The organism is Tenacibaculum sp. E3R01 (genome assembly GCF_003318185.1).
GTDB classification, from domain to species: Bacteria; Bacteroidota; Bacteroidia; order Flavobacteriales; family Flavobacteriaceae; genus Polaribacter; species Polaribacter halocynthiae.
Genome location: NZ_QOCC01000018.1, coordinates 17,501 through 34,814, shown reverse-complemented (window position 1 = coordinate 34,814; position 17,314 = coordinate 17,501). Strand labels below are relative to the sequence as shown.

At 29.1% G+C, this 17,314-nt stretch carries 18 protein-coding genes; 6 read left to right on the top strand and 12 right to left on the bottom strand.

The features are described 5' to 3' along the window. Nucleotides 1–105: 105 nt before the first annotated feature. Nucleotides 106–585 (top strand): inner membrane protein YiaA, encoded by a 480-nt coding sequence (gene yiaA, locus DS884_RS04655; protein ID WP_093870815.1) that lies wholly within the window; start codon nucleotides 106–108, stop codon nucleotides 583–585. Nucleotides 586–891: 306 nt separating this feature from the next. Next, entirely contained in the window at nucleotides 892–1,815 is a 924-nt protein-coding gene (locus DS884_RS04650) for an EamA family transporter (RefSeq protein WP_093870816.1), read from the top strand. On the opposite strand, the gene DS884_RS04645 is transcribed toward DS884_RS04650, so the two are convergent. The 9 genes from DS884_RS04645 to DS884_RS04605 form a co-directional block, all read right to left on the bottom strand. Further along, a complete protein-coding gene (locus tag DS884_RS04645) occupies nucleotides 1,790–2,605 on the bottom strand; it encodes a DUF1853 family protein (protein ID WP_113785960.1) in 816 nt (271 codons plus the stop codon). The two genes, DS884_RS04650 and DS884_RS04645, sit on opposite strands and share 26 nt — an antisense overlap. A gap of 4 nt (nucleotides 2,606–2,609) precedes the next feature. After that, the gene (locus tag DS884_RS04640) at nucleotides 2,610–3,113 is read right to left on the bottom strand and encodes an OmpH family outer membrane protein (protein WP_113785959.1); all 504 of its coding nucleotides are present in this window, start codon (nucleotides 3,111–3,113) and stop codon (nucleotides 2,610–2,612) included. A 129-nt stretch (nucleotides 3,114–3,242) separates the two neighbouring features. Continuing rightward, nucleotides 3,243–3,878 carry a helix-turn-helix domain-containing protein gene (locus DS884_RS04635; protein WP_113785958.1) on the bottom strand — a complete coding sequence of 212 codons (636 nt, stop codon included), beginning with the start codon at nucleotides 3,876–3,878 and terminating at the stop codon, nucleotides 3,243–3,245. Between the two features lie 219 nt (nucleotides 3,879–4,097). Beyond that, nucleotides 4,098–5,426: a glycoside hydrolase family 25 protein gene (locus tag DS884_RS04630; RefSeq protein WP_113785957.1), complete on the bottom strand. Its 1,329-nt coding sequence runs from the start codon at nucleotides 5,424–5,426 to the stop codon at nucleotides 4,098–4,100. A gap of 153 nt (nucleotides 5,427–5,579) precedes the next feature. After that, the gene (locus DS884_RS04625; RefSeq protein ID WP_113785956.1) at nucleotides 5,580–7,085 is read right to left on the bottom strand and encodes a hypothetical protein; all 1,506 of its coding nucleotides are present in this window, start codon (nucleotides 7,083–7,085) and stop codon (nucleotides 5,580–5,582) included. Nucleotides 7,086–7,255: 170 nt separating this feature from the next. After that, on the bottom strand, nucleotides 7,256–8,158 hold the full coding sequence (gene miaA / locus DS884_RS04620) for a tRNA (adenosine(37)-N6)-dimethylallyltransferase MiaA (protein WP_113785955.1): 903 nt from the start codon (nucleotides 8,156–8,158) through the stop codon (nucleotides 7,256–7,258). Further along, nucleotides 8,158–8,976: an ion transporter gene (locus DS884_RS04615; protein ID WP_113785954.1), complete on the bottom strand. Its 819-nt coding sequence runs from the start codon at nucleotides 8,974–8,976 to the stop codon at nucleotides 8,158–8,160. Before DS884_RS04615 ends, miaA begins: the two co-directional genes overlap by 1 nt. Before the next feature lie 107 nt (nucleotides 8,977–9,083). Then, nucleotides 9,084–9,638 carry an acyl-CoA thioesterase gene (locus DS884_RS04610; protein ID WP_093870824.1) on the bottom strand — a complete coding sequence of 185 codons (555 nt, stop codon included), beginning with the start codon at nucleotides 9,636–9,638 and terminating at the stop codon, nucleotides 9,084–9,086. Then, a complete protein-coding gene (locus tag DS884_RS04605) occupies nucleotides 9,619–10,008 on the bottom strand; it encodes a 6-phosphogluconate dehydrogenase (RefSeq protein WP_113785953.1) in 390 nt (129 codons plus the stop codon). Before DS884_RS04605 ends, DS884_RS04610 begins: the two co-directional genes overlap by 20 nt. A 172-nt stretch (nucleotides 10,009–10,180) precedes the next feature. Here DS884_RS04605 and DS884_RS04600 point away from each other — a divergent pair, with 172 nt between their 5' ends. Then, nucleotides 10,181–10,966 carry a choice-of-anchor V domain-containing protein gene (locus DS884_RS04600; RefSeq protein ID WP_113785952.1) on the top strand — a complete coding sequence of 262 codons (786 nt, stop codon included), beginning with the start codon at nucleotides 10,181–10,183 and terminating at the stop codon, nucleotides 10,964–10,966. Between the two features lie 88 nt (nucleotides 10,967–11,054). After that, entirely contained in the window at nucleotides 11,055–12,230 is a 1,176-nt protein-coding gene (locus DS884_RS04595; RefSeq protein WP_113785951.1) for a GlmU family protein, read from the top strand. 37 nt (nucleotides 12,231–12,267) lie between these two features. Here DS884_RS04595 and DS884_RS04590 read toward each other — a convergent pair whose 3' ends face one another. Genes DS884_RS04590 through DS884_RS04580 form a run of 3 tightly spaced genes read right to left on the bottom strand, consistent with a single transcriptional unit; the run spans nucleotide 12,268 to nucleotide 15,501 of the window. Beyond that, nucleotides 12,268–14,016 carry a M14 family metallopeptidase gene (locus tag DS884_RS04590; protein WP_113785950.1) on the bottom strand — a complete coding sequence of 583 codons (1,749 nt, stop codon included), beginning with the start codon at nucleotides 14,014–14,016 and terminating at the stop codon, nucleotides 12,268–12,270. Nucleotides 14,017–14,019: 3 nt separating this feature from the next. After that, nucleotides 14,020–14,472 carry a pantetheine-phosphate adenylyltransferase gene (coaD, locus tag DS884_RS04585; RefSeq protein WP_093870829.1) on the bottom strand — a complete coding sequence of 151 codons (453 nt, stop codon included), beginning with the start codon at nucleotides 14,470–14,472 and terminating at the stop codon, nucleotides 14,020–14,022. Between the two features lie 54 nt (nucleotides 14,473–14,526). Further along, nucleotides 14,527–15,501, bottom strand: coding sequence for a D-alanine--D-alanine ligase (locus tag DS884_RS04580; protein ID WP_113785949.1), 975 nt, complete (start codon nucleotides 15,499–15,501; stop codon nucleotides 14,527–14,529). A 114-nt stretch (nucleotides 15,502–15,615) separates the two neighbouring features. Here DS884_RS04580 and DS884_RS04575 point away from each other — a divergent pair, with 114 nt between their 5' ends. Both DS884_RS04575 and DS884_RS04570 read left to right on the top strand, forming a co-directional pair. Beyond that, nucleotides 15,616–16,197 (top strand): PASTA domain-containing protein, encoded by a 582-nt coding sequence (locus DS884_RS04575; RefSeq protein ID WP_093870831.1) that lies wholly within the window; start codon nucleotides 15,616–15,618, stop codon nucleotides 16,195–16,197. A 17-nt stretch (nucleotides 16,198–16,214) separates the two neighbouring features. After that, nucleotides 16,215–17,255, top strand: coding sequence for an RluA family pseudouridine synthase (locus DS884_RS04570; protein WP_113785948.1), 1,041 nt, complete (start codon nucleotides 16,215–16,217; stop codon nucleotides 17,253–17,255). The last annotated feature ends 59 nt before the right edge of the window (nucleotides 17,256–17,314 follow it).

The window sequence follows — 17,314 nt, the reverse complement described above, 5'->3', positions numbered from 1 at the left end:
TAATTGTAATTTTTATGTAGAATATATCATTAGTTTTTGTGTAATTATGTTTTTTTTATAATTAGATCAATTATCATTTTTGTAGCATATTTAAAAATAAAAAACATGAACAATCAAGTAGAAGGTTTTGAAGATAAAAACAAAACAAAAAGAAAGAAAGAGAAAATAAATGAGGTATTTAATCAAAAGCCAACATCAGCTTTTATCGGTGCTTCTTGGTCAGTATTATTAATAGGTATTTCTGCTTATTGTATTGGGTTATGGAATGCTGATATGAAGTTGAATGAAAAGGGGTATTATTTTACAGTATTATTGTTTGCTCTTTTCTCTGTTATTTCTGTACAAAAATCTGTAAGAGATAAGTTAGAAGGGGTTAAAGTGACTGAGATATATTATGGGATGAGTTGGTTTACAACTATTACTTCTATTGTTTTATTGGTGATTGGACTTTGGAACGCTGAGTTATTGTTGAGTGAGAAAGGATTCTATGGTATGTCTTTTACTTTAAGTCTTTTTGCTGCTATATCAGTACAAAAAAACACAAGAGATATAGAATATATTAAAATAAATTCACAAAATGAATAAAGAAGCGAAGATATTTACCTTATAATAAATCGCTATATGATTAGCTTGTAAAAGTTAAAATTAAAAAGAGGCAGTCCCCCCGGATTACCTCTTTTTTTTTCAAACTAACTACTAATTTATTTACTAAAAATGAAAATTAAATTTTAAATTATAGTTTAAAGATATTATAAATATGTACTAAAAGAATTGCTTTTTAGTTAAAGGAACCAAAAGTGTAGATGAATGATTAATTTTAATAAGTGAATAAAAAAAATCTAAGGATTAAAGTAAATAAAGCAGTACATTTATCTACGTAACAATAACTTCATGAAAAAATCAACATTATTAATAATACTAGCGTTTTTCTCAATTTATGTAATTTGGGGATCTACTTATTTGTTTAATAAAATTGCTGTAGCTGAAATACCGCCTTTTTTATTAGGTTCTATGCGTTTTACTTCAGCAGGTATATTAATTATGATTATAGCGAAAGCTATGAAAAAACCATTGAAAATAACAAGAAGCCAATTTCTAAACTCAACTATAGCTGGTTTTCTTTTTTTAGTGTATGGAAACGGTGTTTTTGTTTGGGCGTTAAGATATGTAGATAGTGGTTTTGCTGCTTTATTGGCTTCAACACAGCCGTTATTTGTGTTGTTTTTAATGCGCTTAATTGATGGTAAAAAAATGCAAAGAAAATCAATTATAGGGGTTGGTTTAGGGGTTTTAGGTATGTATCTATTGGTAAGTCAACAAGAGGTTTCAAATACAGAAGGAAGTATTTTGGGGATTTTTATGATTTTTAGCTGTGTACTTAGTTGGAGTTATGGTAGTGTTTTTGTTTCTAAAGCAGATTTACCTAAAAACTTTTTTGTAAGCACTGGATATCAAATGTTGATAGCTGGTTTTTTATTATTTGTAGCTAGTTTAGTATTTGGTGAAACTTGGAATCCGCCTACCAACTGGACCTTTAAAACTCAAATATCAATGGTGCTGCTTATTATATTTGGAGGTATTGTAGCATTTACGGCATTTAATTATTTATTAAAATCTGTTTCTACAGAAAAAGTAGCAACATCAGCATACGTGAATCCAGTTATAGCATTGTTTTTAGGATGGTATTTTCTAGATGAAGAATTAACAACACAATCAATAGTTGCTTCTATTATATTACTAACTGGAGTTTACTTTATTACTTCAAGGAAAAGAATAGCAAAACTTAAAGTTACCACCAAACCACAAAAAATTTAATTAATTCACCATTACTTTTTTTTAACCAACAAAGAGGTGAGTTTTGTTCTGACATAAATATTGTTAGTTCTTGTAAAAATGACGAGTATGTATGCCAATTAACATTCGTATGAGGTATAATAAGCCAATCGTGTTTTTTGGGAATAAAAAATTTACAATCTGAAAATTGAGTTAGTTCTTTTGTAGAACAATAAAAACCTTTAATACACTGATTGTTTATTAGTAAATATTCTTTCTTTATGTCTTTAATAGGAACAAATAGTTGCGCTTTAAAATAAATTTGCTGTTTAATTTGATTGATAGGTAGACTTAATTGAGCTAAATATTTTTTACACTCTTCAGAGTAGAGTAGAGGTAGTTGTTTTTCTTTGAGTTTTGTTAGTTTTTGATGTAAAGAATCGTTTCTGTTAGGGCCAATCCAATGGTAAATGTCACTCGATCCTTGAGAAGAGTCATATAAATAGAATTTATATATTACTTCTAAATGAATAGGAGTGTTATTTTGAGTAAGTAAACAATCTAATTCTCCAAGGGTAATTTTTTCTCGTTGTATTTGAATATTTTCTGCAAGTATTTGAATTGAGTCTTTCTGTTTTAACTCGAAAGAAACAAACCGTTCTACTAATTTACCGAGCCTAAGTTTCTTTTCAATGGTAGCAGAAAAAGAACTTGTGTTAGAAGTATTACTTTCAAACTGCATCAAATCAAAAACACCTTTTCCATGCCATAGAAAAGGTGTTTGTATAAATCCTTCGTATTGTAATTGCAAATCTTTCGATTTTTGATGCATAAAATTATTCTTTAATGCCTAATTTACTTAATACTAATTTAGTAATGTCATAACGATCATCAATATAAGCAAATTCATTTCCATTAGTGGTTAAAACTTGACTATAACCATTAGCTTTAGCTACTTCTTTAACAATCTCATTTAACTTTCTATATAGTGGGCGCATATATTCATCACGGCGAAGTTGCATCATAGTACTACCGTTTTTACGGAACTTTGCCATATCTTGTTCTATAGCTGCTAATTCTTGAATTTTTGTCTTTCTGTCATTATCAGTAATGGTTTTTTCTACTTTTTTAAAAGCTTCTATTTTTGATTGATAGGTTTTAGCTTTTATTTGAAAAGAAGAGTCTAATTCTTTACTGTAATTCTCAAGTCTTTTTATAACACTTTTCATTTGAGGCATTTTACCAATAATTAAATCGCTGTTAACAGTACCTACTTTAGTTTGAGCACTAGCTAACCCGATAAAAAAAATAGTTATAAAAAAAGTGATTTTTAATTTCATGTTTTCTCGTTTTCAGCAAATATATAAAAGAGAGTGATTTAGTAGTTTAAAAATTAGTTAAAAGTTTGGAGTTGTTTTTTTACTTAAAAAAAATAAAATGTTTAGTAGGTATGAAGTTAGTAGTAGATTTTAATTATCTACCTTTTTTAAATAATGAATAGTTAATAGAATAGTACTAATTATAACAATGAATAATCCAGGCTTAAAAACAAAATATTTAGAATTTTTAGAGAATTCTTCAGTTAAAACAATTAAGATAAATAAGTAATAAAAAATGAATGTCAATTGACTTAAGATGTATCTCTTCTTTTTTTTAATAATCCCCAATGAATCACTTATTAATATTAATCCAATAGATAAAGCACTAATACTAACCAACCAGTTATAAAATTTAAAATTAAATTTATTTATAGATAAGTGTCCACGCCATCCATTAACAGTAATTATTTGCGGACCTTTAGTTTTATAATTTATTCCATAATTTGATATAAATTCATACCAGCCTAGGATTGACCCAATAATTATTGTTAATGTTAGAAATGAAAAGATAATTAAGTCTTTATTAAAAACATTTTTTTCTTGTTTAATAATTTCAATATCTAATGCATTTAAAATTAATTTAAGAGTTTTATCTCTTGGTGTAGTTTCATTATTTTCAATTCGTTGTACTGTTCTTAGGTTTATTTTAGCATATTCAGCTAAAGTCTCTTGAGATAATCCTTTTTTTATTCTTGTTTCTTTTATTCTTTTTCCAATTTTTGTCATGGATTAATACTAGTTTAATTTTGATGTAAAATTAGTTATAAATCGTTGATTTGATAACGGTTTTATTACGGCATTTGCATGACATTTTCAATATTTATGTATTTTTATTAAGTATTAACGAGAATAAACACATTTTTTAGAGCTATGTCCATTATGTGTTTGGAATATTTTGCAATTAAGTTTAATTTTTTTTGATCCATCTAATGATTTTAAAAATCATTAATTTTTCTTTTGATTAAGTACGTTTAAGTCGGTTAAAATTGAGTTAACTTTAAAAGAAGAGGTTTTTTGCCAAAGTAACCAGCCTTTGTCTTTCCATACATTTGGTACTTTGGGTTGTATTTTAGAATCATAATCAGCTACCCATAGAGGATATCTGCTAAAGAGTTTATTAGTTAAGTATTCATTGGCATAATAATAGCTTGAATATATTATAGGGCGAACTCCTGATAAATTTTCAAGATGGGTAATAAAAGCTAGTAAATTTTTTTGAATAGTGCTTGCATTAGGAATAGAGTTGGTACTCCCACTTTCAATATCTACTATTGGAGGGAAATCGTTAATATTTCTATCTTTAATCCTACTCCAAAAATACTCAGCTTGTTTTACAGGTGAATCTTCAATGATGAAAAAATGGTAAGCCCCTCTTTTTAAATTCATTTTTTGTATTCGTAACCAATTTAATCGAAACATAGGGTCAGTTAAAGTTAAACCTTCTGTAGCTTTGCATATAACAAATGAAAGACTATCAGGAAGGGTATGGTTTAAAACATTTCCATTCCATCTTGAAATGTCTATTCCGTATTTTTTAATAGCAACTTTAGTTGGAGTAGTTACTATTGATTTTTTATGTGGGATTATGGAATCGTACTTTTGTAGTAATTGTTGTGTTTTTTTGTGATGATGAGTAAAAAATAAGCCTGTTAAACATAATAGCAAAAAAGCGGGTATAAGGCTTAGTAAATGAAACTTATGAAAAAAGTTTGTTTTTGGTTTAATGATTTCTTCTGTTTGAGGTTCAAAAGATTTTATAAGCTCAAAAATACGATCGGATATTAATAGTTTTCCAATCATGTTTTTAATAATGAAAAAACTATCATTAAATTCAATTCCTTTATAAAGTACTACACCGTTTTTATTTTTAATTTCTTCAGGTTTTATACTATGTAAACCTTCATTATTTAAAACTAATTTTTTGTTTTCAATTCTAGGGTTAATAAACTCATCACTTATAAAGCTTACTCGTTCTCTTACATAATGATTATTTCTGAATATAGAAATATATCCATGTGAATCTAAATAATTTAATACAGTAACAAACTGACTAAATTCTTGAATGGCAGTTTTTCTTTTGTCAACATCATCAAAAATTTCAACTGATAAAAAATACATTGCGTATTGTTCATTTAGTTGTATAATAATTGCTTTACCTTCAGATTTGTTAAAGAAGATTTTTTCCAAGATGTTTTTTACATCAGTAATCTCATTAATAGGAGACTTACTAATTTCTTGTATAATTTTCTTTTCAAAATCATTAAAAGTTTTCATTTAAATAAAGGACTTTCTAGGAGTGTTTTTAAATTAAAATAGTAAGTAGCGTTATATTTAACGCTACTTACTTAAAATATATAAAGTTCTATTTAATAGTTTATTATTCCATTTTTAGTTTTAAAACGTAACCATGGAAAGCTATTAATTAAACTATTCATCAGAAGCTCCAGAATTGTCTGAAGTACTTGATGTACTAGAAGTACTAATAGTACTATCATCAGCGGCACCAGCCTGATTGTATTTGTTTGGATAGTATTTTGCTAACCAAGCTCTTGCTATTTCAGATTGACTTATTGGTTTTAAGTAATAGTTTACAGGTACACCAAGGTTGTCACCACCTTCAATACATTTATTTACATAATCTTCTAGTGCAGTCATCATAGAGTTAGTATCGATAATTTGATTTTGTCCATCATCAATATCTGATACACCACTTAGAGTTGCTGCAATAGTGGCATTTTTAAGTTGAATCATTTGTTCGCCAGTTCTAGCAGCAGTTGCAGCTTCACCTATAGTGTTATTTTCACTAGCAGTAGCTCCTTGTAAAGTAGCTAACTCTTCCATAGATTTTTGAGGATCAAAATCAGTAAAGCTTTTAACAGCCATTGCTACTTGATTTGATTTAATAGAAGGTATTATTCCCATAGTTATAAGGGTAGCATGTGAAGTAACGTTTTGTGTGCTTAATAAATTTTTTGCACTATTAGAAAATGAAGAGCTTACTCCAAAACCACCAGTACCTGAGGCAAACCATCCACCAATATCAAATGTTTCTTGCATAGAAGCAGCAATTGATTCCATACTTTGACTAGATTGAGATTCAGTAGTATTTAACACATGTACCATACCAACAAAAGATGATCCATAAGTTGCTCCTGACAAAATATTGAAAGAGCCATCTTCTTTAGTGTCAGATTTAGCTTCTATAGCTGCAATTGAACCAGGGTTGTTAGTCTTAATCATATTGTCTGGGTTCATACTGTTCCACACTCTAACAGCTTTATCAACATCAAGTATATAAGGTGCAAATACTTGAGCATTTTTATGTGTACAAGTAATAGTTACTACTAATGTACCAGCAATACTATGGCGTGAGTGTTGACTATTCATTTGTGTTTGAGCAGAAGCTGAAGCTTGAGAAGATCTTCCTTCTCCAAAAATACTTAACGATTCGCTAACAAAAGCAGAAACTGTTGCTGCATGACTAGCTGAGCTCTGAGTGTTTTGATCAAATGAAAAATATTGACAGTTCATTTGTAAAGAGTCAGAAGAAATAGCTAATTTTTTTAACTGACTTTTATTGTAGTCAATTGGACTTTCAACACTTTCGTTAACAGCATTCATTTTAGACTTTAAAGGCTGTATTTTTTTCTCTGATGCAATTTTAGCTTTAGCATATGCAACCACTGCTGTTTTTATTTGATCTCCTACTTGTTGAGATTCTTGAATAACTTCATCAGCATCTATTCCCATACCAATCATTTCTTGGATGGTCATGTCAATACTTCTCTTTAACGCTATAAGTGAATTCATTTCGCTTTCAGCAGCATCAGCAGGAGTTTGTAATTTTGAAATTTGAACAATGTTTTCTAATTTTTGTTTAGAAACAATATTTCCTAAAACTAAGGAAGGGTCATATGGAATTGTAGATGGCATATATATAGTTTTATTTTAAGTTTGAATACGTAAAATTATTGGTAAAAAAATAAAATATATAGCCGAATTCCTTTAGAAATACAAATTTGAGAACAAGCGTAACTTAATAAGGAATTAAAGCGCCAAAATAATAATTAATATGAGATGTAGAAAAAAACAAGATGCTTTTTTTATAAAAAAGAATCAATTTTATTTATGATTGTTAAATGATTTTCTTTGAAATCAAACCAGTTGATATCTGAATCTTTTCTAAACCAAGTGCCTTGGCGTTTAGCAAATCTTCGTGTGTTTTTTTTAATCTCTTCTATCGCAAAATTTAAAGAGAAATCACCATTAAAGGAAGAGAATAATTCTCTATAACCAACTGTTTGTAATGCATTTAAATTTTTATGTTGATATAAACTTTTTGCTTCTTCAAGTAACCCAGAATTCATCATAATGTCAACACGTTTGTTTATACGGTTGTACATGATTTCTCTATCAGCTGTTAAACCTATTTTAATACTTTTAAAATTACGAGGTGTTTTAGGTTTGTTTTTAAAAGAAGAATATGTTTTGTTAGTGCCAATACAAATTTCTAAAGCACGAGTTAATCTGTGAGGATTGTTTATAGCTATGGTGTTAAATGCTTCAATATCTAGTTTTTCTAATTGTTGTTGAAGGTGTTCAATTCCTTTTTCTTCTAATTGTTGTGTTAAATCTATTCTAATTTGTGGATCAACATCAGGAAAATAGTCTAAGCCTTTTAAAACAGCGTCTACGTATAAACCACTACCACCAACCATTATTTGAATAGGTTTTTTCTTAAAAAGTGTATCTAGTTTAGCTAATGCCTCTTTTTCAAACTGACCTACATTATAATCTTCAAAAATGCTTCTGTTTTGAATAAAATGATGAGGCGCAGATGCAAGTTCATTGTCATCAGGAACTGCAGTTCCAATTTTCATTTCTTTATAAAATTGACGAGAGTCGCATGAAATAATATCACAACCAAAGTGCTGTGCTAGTTTAATACTTAAAGCAGTTTTACCTATAGCGGTTGCGCCAACAATAGTAATTAGAGTATTTGTCATTAATTGTGTAATTTACTACCACAATGATTACAGTATATGGCATCATCATTATGGTCTCCATGAGAACAATTCGGGCACGATTGAGTGTTTAGGTTTACATCACTAACTTTAGTCATTTCAGAAGTAACAATACCTGTAGGCACAGCAATAATTCCATAACCTAATACCATAATGATACTCGCAACAAATTGACCAAAAGGAGTGTGGGGAGCAATATCTCCATAACCAACTGTGGTTAATGTTACTACAGCCCAATAAACACTTCTAGGAATGCTTGTAAAACCATTTTCACCTCCTTCTATTAAGTACATAATTGTACCAAGAATCATACATAAAATAAGTACAAAAAAAAGAAACACCGCTATCTTAGCTCTACTTGCTTTTAATGCTTTTATAAAGTTATTAGACTCTCCAATAAATCGAGCTAGTTTTAAAATTCTAAAAATACGTAATAAACGTAGTGCTCTTAAAGCAACTAAACTATGGGTTCCTATAAAAAATATAGAAAGATATTTAGGGATAGTTGATAAGAAATCAATAATACCATAAAAGCTAAAAATGTATTTTGATGGTTTTTTTATTGAGATTATTCTAAGAATATATTCTATGGAGAAAAGAATGGTTAAAACCCATTCTCCAACATTTAAGATGTTACCATATTTTAATTGAATATCATCAACACTTTCTAACATCACAAAAAGCACAGAAGATAAAATAGCGATTAATAAAATAATATCAAAAAACTTACCACCACGCGTGTCAGCTTCATAAATAACTTCATGAAGTTTGTCTTTCCAATTTTGTGGTTGCTTTTTCAAAAATGATTTTTATTTATTTAATAGTAAAGCAAAAGTATGTTTTTGAATTTGTGTAGCCAAATTTTGTAGTTGTTAGAAGAGAGAATAACAATATAAGTATTGGTAGATTATAAATCTATTTTTACATTATAAGCTTCTAAATCTTTAATATAATTGTTGGGTGTAAAATGATCACTGTCAAATTCTTCTTGTCGATTTTTTTTCATTTCAATACGTTTAATTGCCTTTAAAAAACGTCTCATTTCAATATCGTCATTAATAATAATCCCAGGAACAGAAATCCCTTGGCCATCTTCGTTTTTAGAAACCATAGTAAAATAAGAAGAATTACAGTGGTTAACTTTCCCTGTTTGAATATTTTCAGATTCTACACGAATTCCTACAACCATTGAGGTTTTCCCTACATAATTAATTGAAGCTTTCATTGTTACCAGTTCACCCACCTCTATTGGATTTAAAAAATCAACTGTATCAACAGAAGCAGTTACACAATAAGTACCTGAATGTTTTGAAGCACAAGCAAAAGCAATTTGATCCATTAAATTTAGAATATAACCTCCATGTATTTTACCACTAAAATTAGCGTGTGAAGGAAGCATAAGTTCAGAAATCGTAATACGAGTTTCTTCTACATTTTTAAAATTATTTTTCTTTTGTGTCATTTGTAACTCCTCTAAAATGTGGCGATTGTTCTTCTTCTACCTTTGTGATGAAATATTTAGTATCTCCTAACCAAAAAAAAGTACTAAAACGTTCAGTGTAATGTACTTTTACATATCGACCTTGGTATTTTTGTAAGTCTTTAATTACTTTTTCATTTTTATCTTCTACAGAAAATGCAAAAATTTGTGCTCCAGATATGCCTTGACTAATTTCGCCTTCCCATGTTTTTATTGCAATACCTTTATAACTAATTTTTATAAGTTCACCTGAACGTACACCTTCACTATAAGGAACAAAGTATATAAATGCATAGTATAATCCAGCAATTAATGTTATTATAATTAATATTAAAGCAAGTATTTTCTTCATAAATATATTTTATGATGTAAAGATAAATATAAAAACTATAGGTAGGGTTTTTTGTATTGGAACTGTCGTATAAATAATGTTTTTATGTATTAATTTAATGATTGATAATAAATTAATTGTAATTAACGTATATTACTAACGACTTAAACTAAATATTAAAAATCCAATAATTATGAGGAAAGACTACTTTTTTAAATTAACACTATTTTTAATTCCTTTATTAGGCTTTATGTTTATTTCTTTTTCAGGAGGAAGGGATAGTGCTTTTTCAAGCTCTCCAGGAGATTCAAATAATAATTGTACTACTTGTCATGCGGGTACAGCAACAGCTGCAAACTTGTCGGTAACTACAGATATACCAGTAACTGGGTATGAGTTTAATACAGAATACAATATAACTGTTACAAACTCAGGAGGAGGAACTAGAAATGGATTTCAAGTAACAGCAGAAAAAGATTCGGATAATTCTAAAATAGGGGCTTTTGCAGCTGGCGGTGCAGATACAAAAGCAGTTAACAGTAATTCTAGAGCAACTCACACTAGTTCAGGTAATAGTCAAAGTACATGGAGTGTGAAATGGACATCGCCTTCTAGCGATCAAGGAAAAGTAACTTTTTATGCAGCCTCAATATCTGGTAATGGAAATGGAAATACTGGTGGAGATGCTACATTTACAGGTAAATCTGGATCAACACCTTCTTTAGGTATAGATGATGCAAAATTATTAAACTTTAAAATGTATCCTAATCCGGTAGGAAATGTTGTAAAGATAGATTTACCTTCAGAAACAAGAGAAGCTAAGGTACAGGTATATGACTATACTGGAAAATTATTGAAATCGGAGAATGTATCTTTACTTCAAAAAGAAGTTAATATTGAAGAGCTACCAATAGGAATGTACTTATTAAAAATAATTTCTGAAGATAAATTAGGAGTAAAACATTTTATAAAAAAATAACGAAAATAAAGGGCTATTTTTCTAACCGATTGTAATTTTTACAATCGGTTTTTTATTGTAAGTTTGTTCATCTTCAAAAATAAGAATAATGAATTATATTTTATTTGATGGTGATGTACGAAATGCTTTATTACCATTTACATACACTAAACCTGTAGCTGACTTAAGAGTTGGTATTTTGACTATTAGAGAGAAATGGGAGAACTTTTTAGGGGGTACAACCACTACAATTACTGAAGAGTATTTAGAAGAGAAGTACCCAATGGTTGAAATGGAAGAAAATGTATTAATTAATGCTTCTTTTTTACCAACAGAAATATTGATTGAAAATATTAAAGGTTTAAAGCCGAATCAAGCAATATTTAAAGATGAAGATGTAATAGCTTTTTATACTACTGATACACAGGAAGAAGTTGATTTTTCAAGATATGAAGCTATAGAGTTTGAAGGAGAAGTATTACAAATTAAAAATACTTGGGATATTTTTTCATTAAATGCGAAAGCGATAAAAGCTGATTTCGATTTAATAACAGAAGGGAGAGAGTCTGAGCCAATTCCAGAAACAGTTAATTGTATAAACAAAGAAAATATTTTCTTAGAGGAAGGAGCTAAGGTAACTTTTGCTACTTTAAATGCAACTAATGGCCCTATTTACATAGGTAGGAATGCAGAAATAATGGAAGGTTGTGTTATTAGAGGAGGATTAGCAATGTGTGAAAATTCTGTTTTAAAAATGGGAGCAAAAATATATGGAGCTACTACATTAGGTCCTTATTGTAAAGTAGGAGGAGAGGTAAATAACTCAGTGCTTTTTGGGTATACAAGTAAAGGTCATGAAGGTTATTTAGGTAATTCAGTACTAGGTGAGTGGTGTAATTTAGGAGCTGATACTAATAATTCTAATTTAAAAAATAATTATGCTGAGGTTAAATTATGGAATTATGAAACAGGTAGATTTGCTAAAACTGGGTTGCAGTTTTGTGGCCTAATGATGGGAGATCATTCCAAGTGTGGTATCAATACAATGTTTAACACAGGCACAGTAATAGGAGTGTCTGCTAATATTTTTGGTAGTGGTTTTCCTCGTAATTTTGTACCATCATATAGTTGGGGAGGAGCATCAGGCTTTACAGAGTATAAGACAAATAAAGTTTTTGAAGTTGCTGAGGTAGTAATGAAAAGAAGGCATATAGAATTTGATGATCAAGAAAGAAAAATTCTTGAGCATGTTTTCGAAGAAACTAAACAATATAGAAATTATTAAAAATAACCCCCTCAGTTTTTTGAGGGGGTTATTATGTTTAAAAAAATTTATAAATAGGAAGTTTTAGATGAGCTTGTTCATAATGCGGCGTTTTTTTGTAGACAAAATACAATTGCGCATATGGGTTTTTAGCAAAGCCATCATCTACTTTTATTTTTTCTTCTAACTCTTTTTTAACTACGGGGTTTTCTTTCAAAAATTGGACTGCAATATCTTCAAAAACATAGCTAGAGAAACCTTCTTTTTGTTGTAAAATAGTATCAAAAAAATTCCAGTTAAAAAAAGAATCAGTAGCTTCAGCTTCTAGAGTTTCAATAATGTATCGTATTCCTTTTTGTTGTGTTGAAATGTAAATATCACCTTTTCTGAATTTAATAGTTTTAGTTGTTTTCTTTACCGTAGTATTATAGTGTAAATAATGTCCTTCATAAGCTGATTTTCTAGTATTGAAATTAGCTATATGTTGAGTCTCGACAGTTAGGGTTGTGTCATTTTTAAAGTGTGTGAATATTATTTTATTGTTTTTAAGCCTTTCAATTACTTTATGCCAGCCTTGCTGTATGATATAGGCTTTTGGGATTGTTATTTCTTTTGTTGTATTAAAGTTGTTGTAATAAGATATTTTTTTATTGTAAGGTTTAGATTTATCATAAAACAAGCGTTTTCCATTGGTTACTTCACTATTAATATAAATACCTTCATAGCCTTTAAAATTTAAAGTACTAGGATTGTTTTTGTTAACTTTGAAAGTAATTGGATATGTTTTCTGAGTTAGTAACTCTTCAAGGTTTTTTTTTCGTAGGGTTTTAATTCTCGATGATTCTTTTTCTGAAAAATCTAATGTAGAAAGTAATAGTTCATAGGTTTGTTCTACACGAATTTTATAGGGTTTTAACATGTGTGTTTCTACCATTAATCCTAGAGTGTTAAAAAGCGTCGTATATCCTGTTGAATATCTTGGAGAATCGAAAAATTGAGACCAGCCTTTTTCTGGAGTACTTCCCCATACATTTACATAGGGAGTAATAGGGATTTGTTTTTTAGCCAAAGATTTTTCAATATGCGGACGCATTTCTTTTTCTAAAAAAACACCAAGGTTTCCACCTAACTTATTGTGTTGTGTAAATAAATGGGTAATTGCATATTGATAATCGGCACCGTTACTTACATGATTATCAATAAAAATATCTGGATTTACTGAGTGGAAAATAGTTGCAAAAGCTGCTGCGTTTTTAGTATCTTGTTTTATGAAGTCTCTATTTAGATCAAAATTCCTGGCATTACCTCTAAAACCGTATTCTTTAGGACCGTTTTGATTAGCTCTAGTGTGTGAGTTTCTATTAAGAGACCCACCAATATTATATATTGGTATAACATAGATTAAAGAGTTATTATATGCTTTTTTTAAAGAATCATTTTGAACAATATCTCTTAATAACATCATGGAAGCGTCAATCCCATCTGATTCACCTGGATGAATACCATTGTTGATTAAAATTCTATTTTTTGAAGATTTTTTTAAACTTTTTAAATCGATTTTACCATCGTTATTAAAAACAGCTAAATGTAGTGGTTTTCCAGAATCTGTTTCACCTATTTCAAATAGTGAAATTTCGCTGTAGGAATCAGCTAAGTTTTTATAAAAAGAAATGACATCATTGTATTCAGGAGTTTCAGTACCGTTAGATTTTTCAAATAATGTTGTGAAGTTTTTCTTTTCAAATTTTATGGCTTCTTTACAAGAATTTAAAAATATGAATAGTAGTAGTAGCGATAGTTTTTTCATGATTTAAATTTTTACAGCATCAGGTACTAGTCCAGTGTAATCACCATCATTTCTTATAACATCACGAACAATTGACGATGATATGTAGCTCTTTCCAGATGAGGTTAATAAGAAAACTGTTTCGATTTCAGAAAGTTTACGATTAGTATGTGCTATAGCTTTTTCAAATTCAAAATCAGCAGGGTTACGTAAACCTCTTAAAATAAACTGCGCATTAACTTCTTTACAAAAGTTAACAGTTAATCCGCTATAAGTAACTACTTTAATTTTTGGTTCATGTTTAAATGTTTCTTCAATAAAACGTTTACGTTCTTCTAAGGAAAACATGTATTTTTTATCTGAATTTATACCAATAGCAATAACTAGCTCATCAAATAAGGTAACTCCACGTTCAATAATATCAACATGGCCTAATGTAATAGGGTCAAACGATCCTGGAAAAATAGCTTTCTTCATATATTTTGTAATTCTTGATTCATATTTTATTAAAAACTGTATTGCGTATATTTATTATTTGATAGCCATTTCAATAGCATTTTCAAATAACTCACTTAACGATATTCCTACTTCATTAGCCTGTTGCGGTAAAATACTAGCCTCTGTTAAACCAGGTACGGTATTCATTTCTAAAAAATGAGGTTCATCATTTACCAATATATATTCAGATCTAGAAAAACCACTCATATTTAATATTTTATATACTTTTTTAGCTATTTCTCTTACTTTGGCTTCTTGCTGTTCTGTTAATCGAGCTGGCGTAATTTCATTTGATTTACCTAGGTACTTTGCTTCATAGTCAAAAAAGTCATTTTCAGAAACTATTTCGGTAATTGGTAAAACTGTTGTTTCTCCTTTATATTGAATAACTCCTACAGAAACTTCAGTTCCATCTAAAAAACTTTCAATTAAAATTTCAGAATCTTCTTTGTATGCTTTTTCTATTGCTGGAATAAGTTTTTCAATAGTATGTACTTTTGAAATACCAAAACTAGAACCTGCATTGTTAGGTTTTACAAAGCAAGGAAGTCCTACTTTTTGAATAATATCATTCGTAGAAAACGTATCTCCTTGATTAATATATACTGATTTAGCAGTAGGGATACCGTAATGTTTCACAACACTTAAGCTATCTCTTTTATTAAATGTTAAAGCCATTTGATAGAAAGGAGCAGAGGTGTGCTTCATTTTTATAAGATCAAAATATGCTAAAAGACTACCATTTTCTCCAGGGTTTCCATGTATTGCATTAAAAACACAATCAAAAGTAATTTTAGTAGTGTTTTTTGTAAATGAAAAGTCATTTTTATCTATAGGATATTCAGTTTCATCAGCATCAACAACTACCCATTTGTTAGATAAGATATGAACTTTATATGTATTGTATTTTTCTTTATTAAGATGTTTGTAAACAACTGCACCGCTTTGTAAGGATATATTTACCTCTGAGGAATACCCTCCCATAACAATAGCTATATTTTTTTTCATGAATAATCTGAGTTATTTATACAAACTTACCAAAAAAACTCGTTTAAGAGTTGTTGAATTTTAAATTAGTAATAAATTTTACAGTAAATTTGTATCATCTTACAAAAAATCAATATGAGTAAATTTTCAGAACGTATTAAAGGTTTATTTGAGTTTATTAAAAGTAAAAGCTTTTTTATGCAATTAGGAATTGCAATTTTGAGTGTTGTTGTTTTAATATTCCTATTGCAATGGTGGTTAGGTATTACTACTAATCATAATCAAAAAATCGAAGTGCCTAATTTAGCTAAGTTATCATTAACAAATGTTGAAACTAAGTTAAATGAACTTAATTTAGATTACGTAGTTATTGACAGTGCTACTTATAATCCTAATTATCCTAAAAAGGCAGTGTTAGAGCAAAATCCTGAAGCTGGTGATTTTGTAAAAGAAGGAAGAAAAATATATTTAACATTGAATCCTTCAAAATATCGTGATGTTGAAATACCAGATTTAAATGGACGTACTCGTAGGCAAGCAACAACACATTTAAGATCTATTGGTTTTAAAGTTGGAAAAGATGTTACTTGGGTTCGAGATTTGGGTAAAGATGTAGTAAGAGGATTAAAGTATAAAGGAAACAAAATTGAACCAAAAACTAAGTTACCAAAACAATCTACAATAGATTTAATTTTGGGTGATGGTAATGGTAATTAATATTATAGATTAGATTGATGCAGGAAGATACAACTCCAGATTTAGAAAACGACGATTTATACGAACATTATAAATTTGTAGCAAATGATGGGCAAGTTCCATTAAGAGTAGATAAGTTTTTAATGAATTTTATAGAAAATGCTACGCGTAATAAAATTCAACAAGCGGCAAAAGCGGGGAATATTTTAGTGAATGATGTAGTGGTTAAATCCAACTATAAGATCAAGCCAAAAGATATAGTTAGGGTAGTACTATCGTATCCACCAGCAGAGAACTTATTAGTTGCTGAAGATATACCTTTAAATATAGTATATGAAGATGATCAGGTAATTGTTGTGAATAAAGAACCAGGAATGGTTGTTCATCCTGGTCATGGAAACTATTCAGGTACTTTGGTTAATGGATTAATACATCATATTGAAAATTTACCTACAAACAGTAGTGAGCGTCCAGGTTTAGTTCATAGAATAGATAAAGATACTAGTGGTTTATTGGTAGTTGCAAAAACTGAGTTTGCTATGACGCATTTATCTAAACAGTTTTTTGACAGGACTACAGAACGTTTATATTATGCTTTAGTTTGGGGAAATATAGAAGAAGATGAAGGAACTATTGAAGGTAATATAGGAAGAAGTTTAAAAAACAGATTACAAATGGCTGTTTTTCCAGATGGTGAATTTGGTAAACCTGCAATAACACATTTTAAAGTTTTAGAACGTTTGACATATGTTACTTTAGTACAATGTAAATTAGAAACTGGAAGAACACATCAAATTAGAGCACATTTTAAATATATTGGTCATACACTTTTTAATGACGAACGTTATGGTGGTGATAAAATATTAAAAGGAACAACATTTACAAAATACAAACAGTTTGTAGATAATTGTTTTAAAGTTTTGCCAAGGCAAGCATTACATGCAAAAACACTAGGGTTTACGCATCCAACTACTGGGGAGTTTTTAAAATTTGATTCAGAAGTACCTAAAGATATTGCTGAATGTATAGAAAAGTGGAGAACATATTCTACGCATACTAAGTTTGAAGAAGATTTATAAAAAGATCTTTTTTATAATAAAGTTAAAGTATTTGAAAACCAGTTTTGTATAAAACTGGT

Bases quoted from the DNA above. Each gene is read 5' to 3' on its own strand.
- DS884_RS04600 (WP_113785952.1), top strand. From the start codon at position 10,181: ATGAGGAAAGACTACTTTTTTAAATTAACACTATTTTTAATTCCTTTA.
- DS884_RS04595 (WP_113785951.1), top strand. From the start codon at position 11,055: ATGAATTATATTTTATTTGATGGTGATGTACGAAATGCTTTATTACCA.
- DS884_RS04645 (WP_113785960.1), bottom strand. From the start codon at position 2,605: ATGCATCAAAAATCGAAAGATTTGCAATTACAATACGAAGGATTTATA.
- DS884_RS04630 (WP_113785957.1), bottom strand. From the start codon at position 5,426: ATGAAAACTTTTAATGATTTTGAAAAGAAAATTATACAAGAAATTAGT.
- DS884_RS04625 (WP_113785956.1), bottom strand. From the start codon at position 7,085: ATGCCATCTACAATTCCATATGACCCTTCCTTAGTTTTAGGAAATATT.
- DS884_RS04610 (WP_093870824.1), bottom strand. From the start codon at position 9,638: ATGACACAAAAGAAAAATAATTTTAAAAATGTAGAAGAAACTCGTATT.
- DS884_RS04580 (WP_113785949.1), bottom strand. From the start codon at position 15,501: ATGAAAAAAAATATAGCTATTGTTATGGGAGGGTATTCCTCAGAGGTA.
- DS884_RS04605 (WP_113785953.1), bottom strand. From the start codon at position 10,008: ATGAAGAAAATACTTGCTTTAATATTAATTATAATAACATTAATTGCT.
- DS884_RS04575 (WP_093870831.1), top strand. From the start codon at position 15,616: ATGAGTAAATTTTCAGAACGTATTAAAGGTTTATTTGAGTTTATTAAA.
- miaA (WP_113785955.1), bottom strand. From the start codon at position 8,158: ATGACAAATACTCTAATTACTATTGTTGGCGCAACCGCTATAGGTAAA.
- DS884_RS04640 (WP_113785959.1), bottom strand. From the start codon at position 3,113: ATGAAATTAAAAATCACTTTTTTTATAACTATTTTTTTTATCGGGTTA.
- DS884_RS04570 (WP_113785948.1), top strand. From the start codon at position 16,215: ATGCAGGAAGATACAACTCCAGATTTAGAAAACGACGATTTATACGAA.
- DS884_RS04590 (WP_113785950.1), bottom strand. From the start codon at position 14,016: ATGAAAAAACTATCGCTACTACTACTATTCATATTTTTAAATTCTTGT.
- DS884_RS04650 (WP_093870816.1), top strand. From the start codon at position 892: ATGAAAAAATCAACATTATTAATAATACTAGCGTTTTTCTCAATTTAT.
- coaD (WP_093870829.1), bottom strand. From the start codon at position 14,472: ATGAAGAAAGCTATTTTTCCAGGATCGTTTGACCCTATTACATTAGGC.
- yiaA (WP_093870815.1), top strand. From the start codon at position 106: ATGAACAATCAAGTAGAAGGTTTTGAAGATAAAAACAAAACAAAAAGA.
- DS884_RS04635 (WP_113785958.1), bottom strand. From the start codon at position 3,878: ATGACAAAAATTGGAAAAAGAATAAAAGAAACAAGAATAAAAAAAGGA.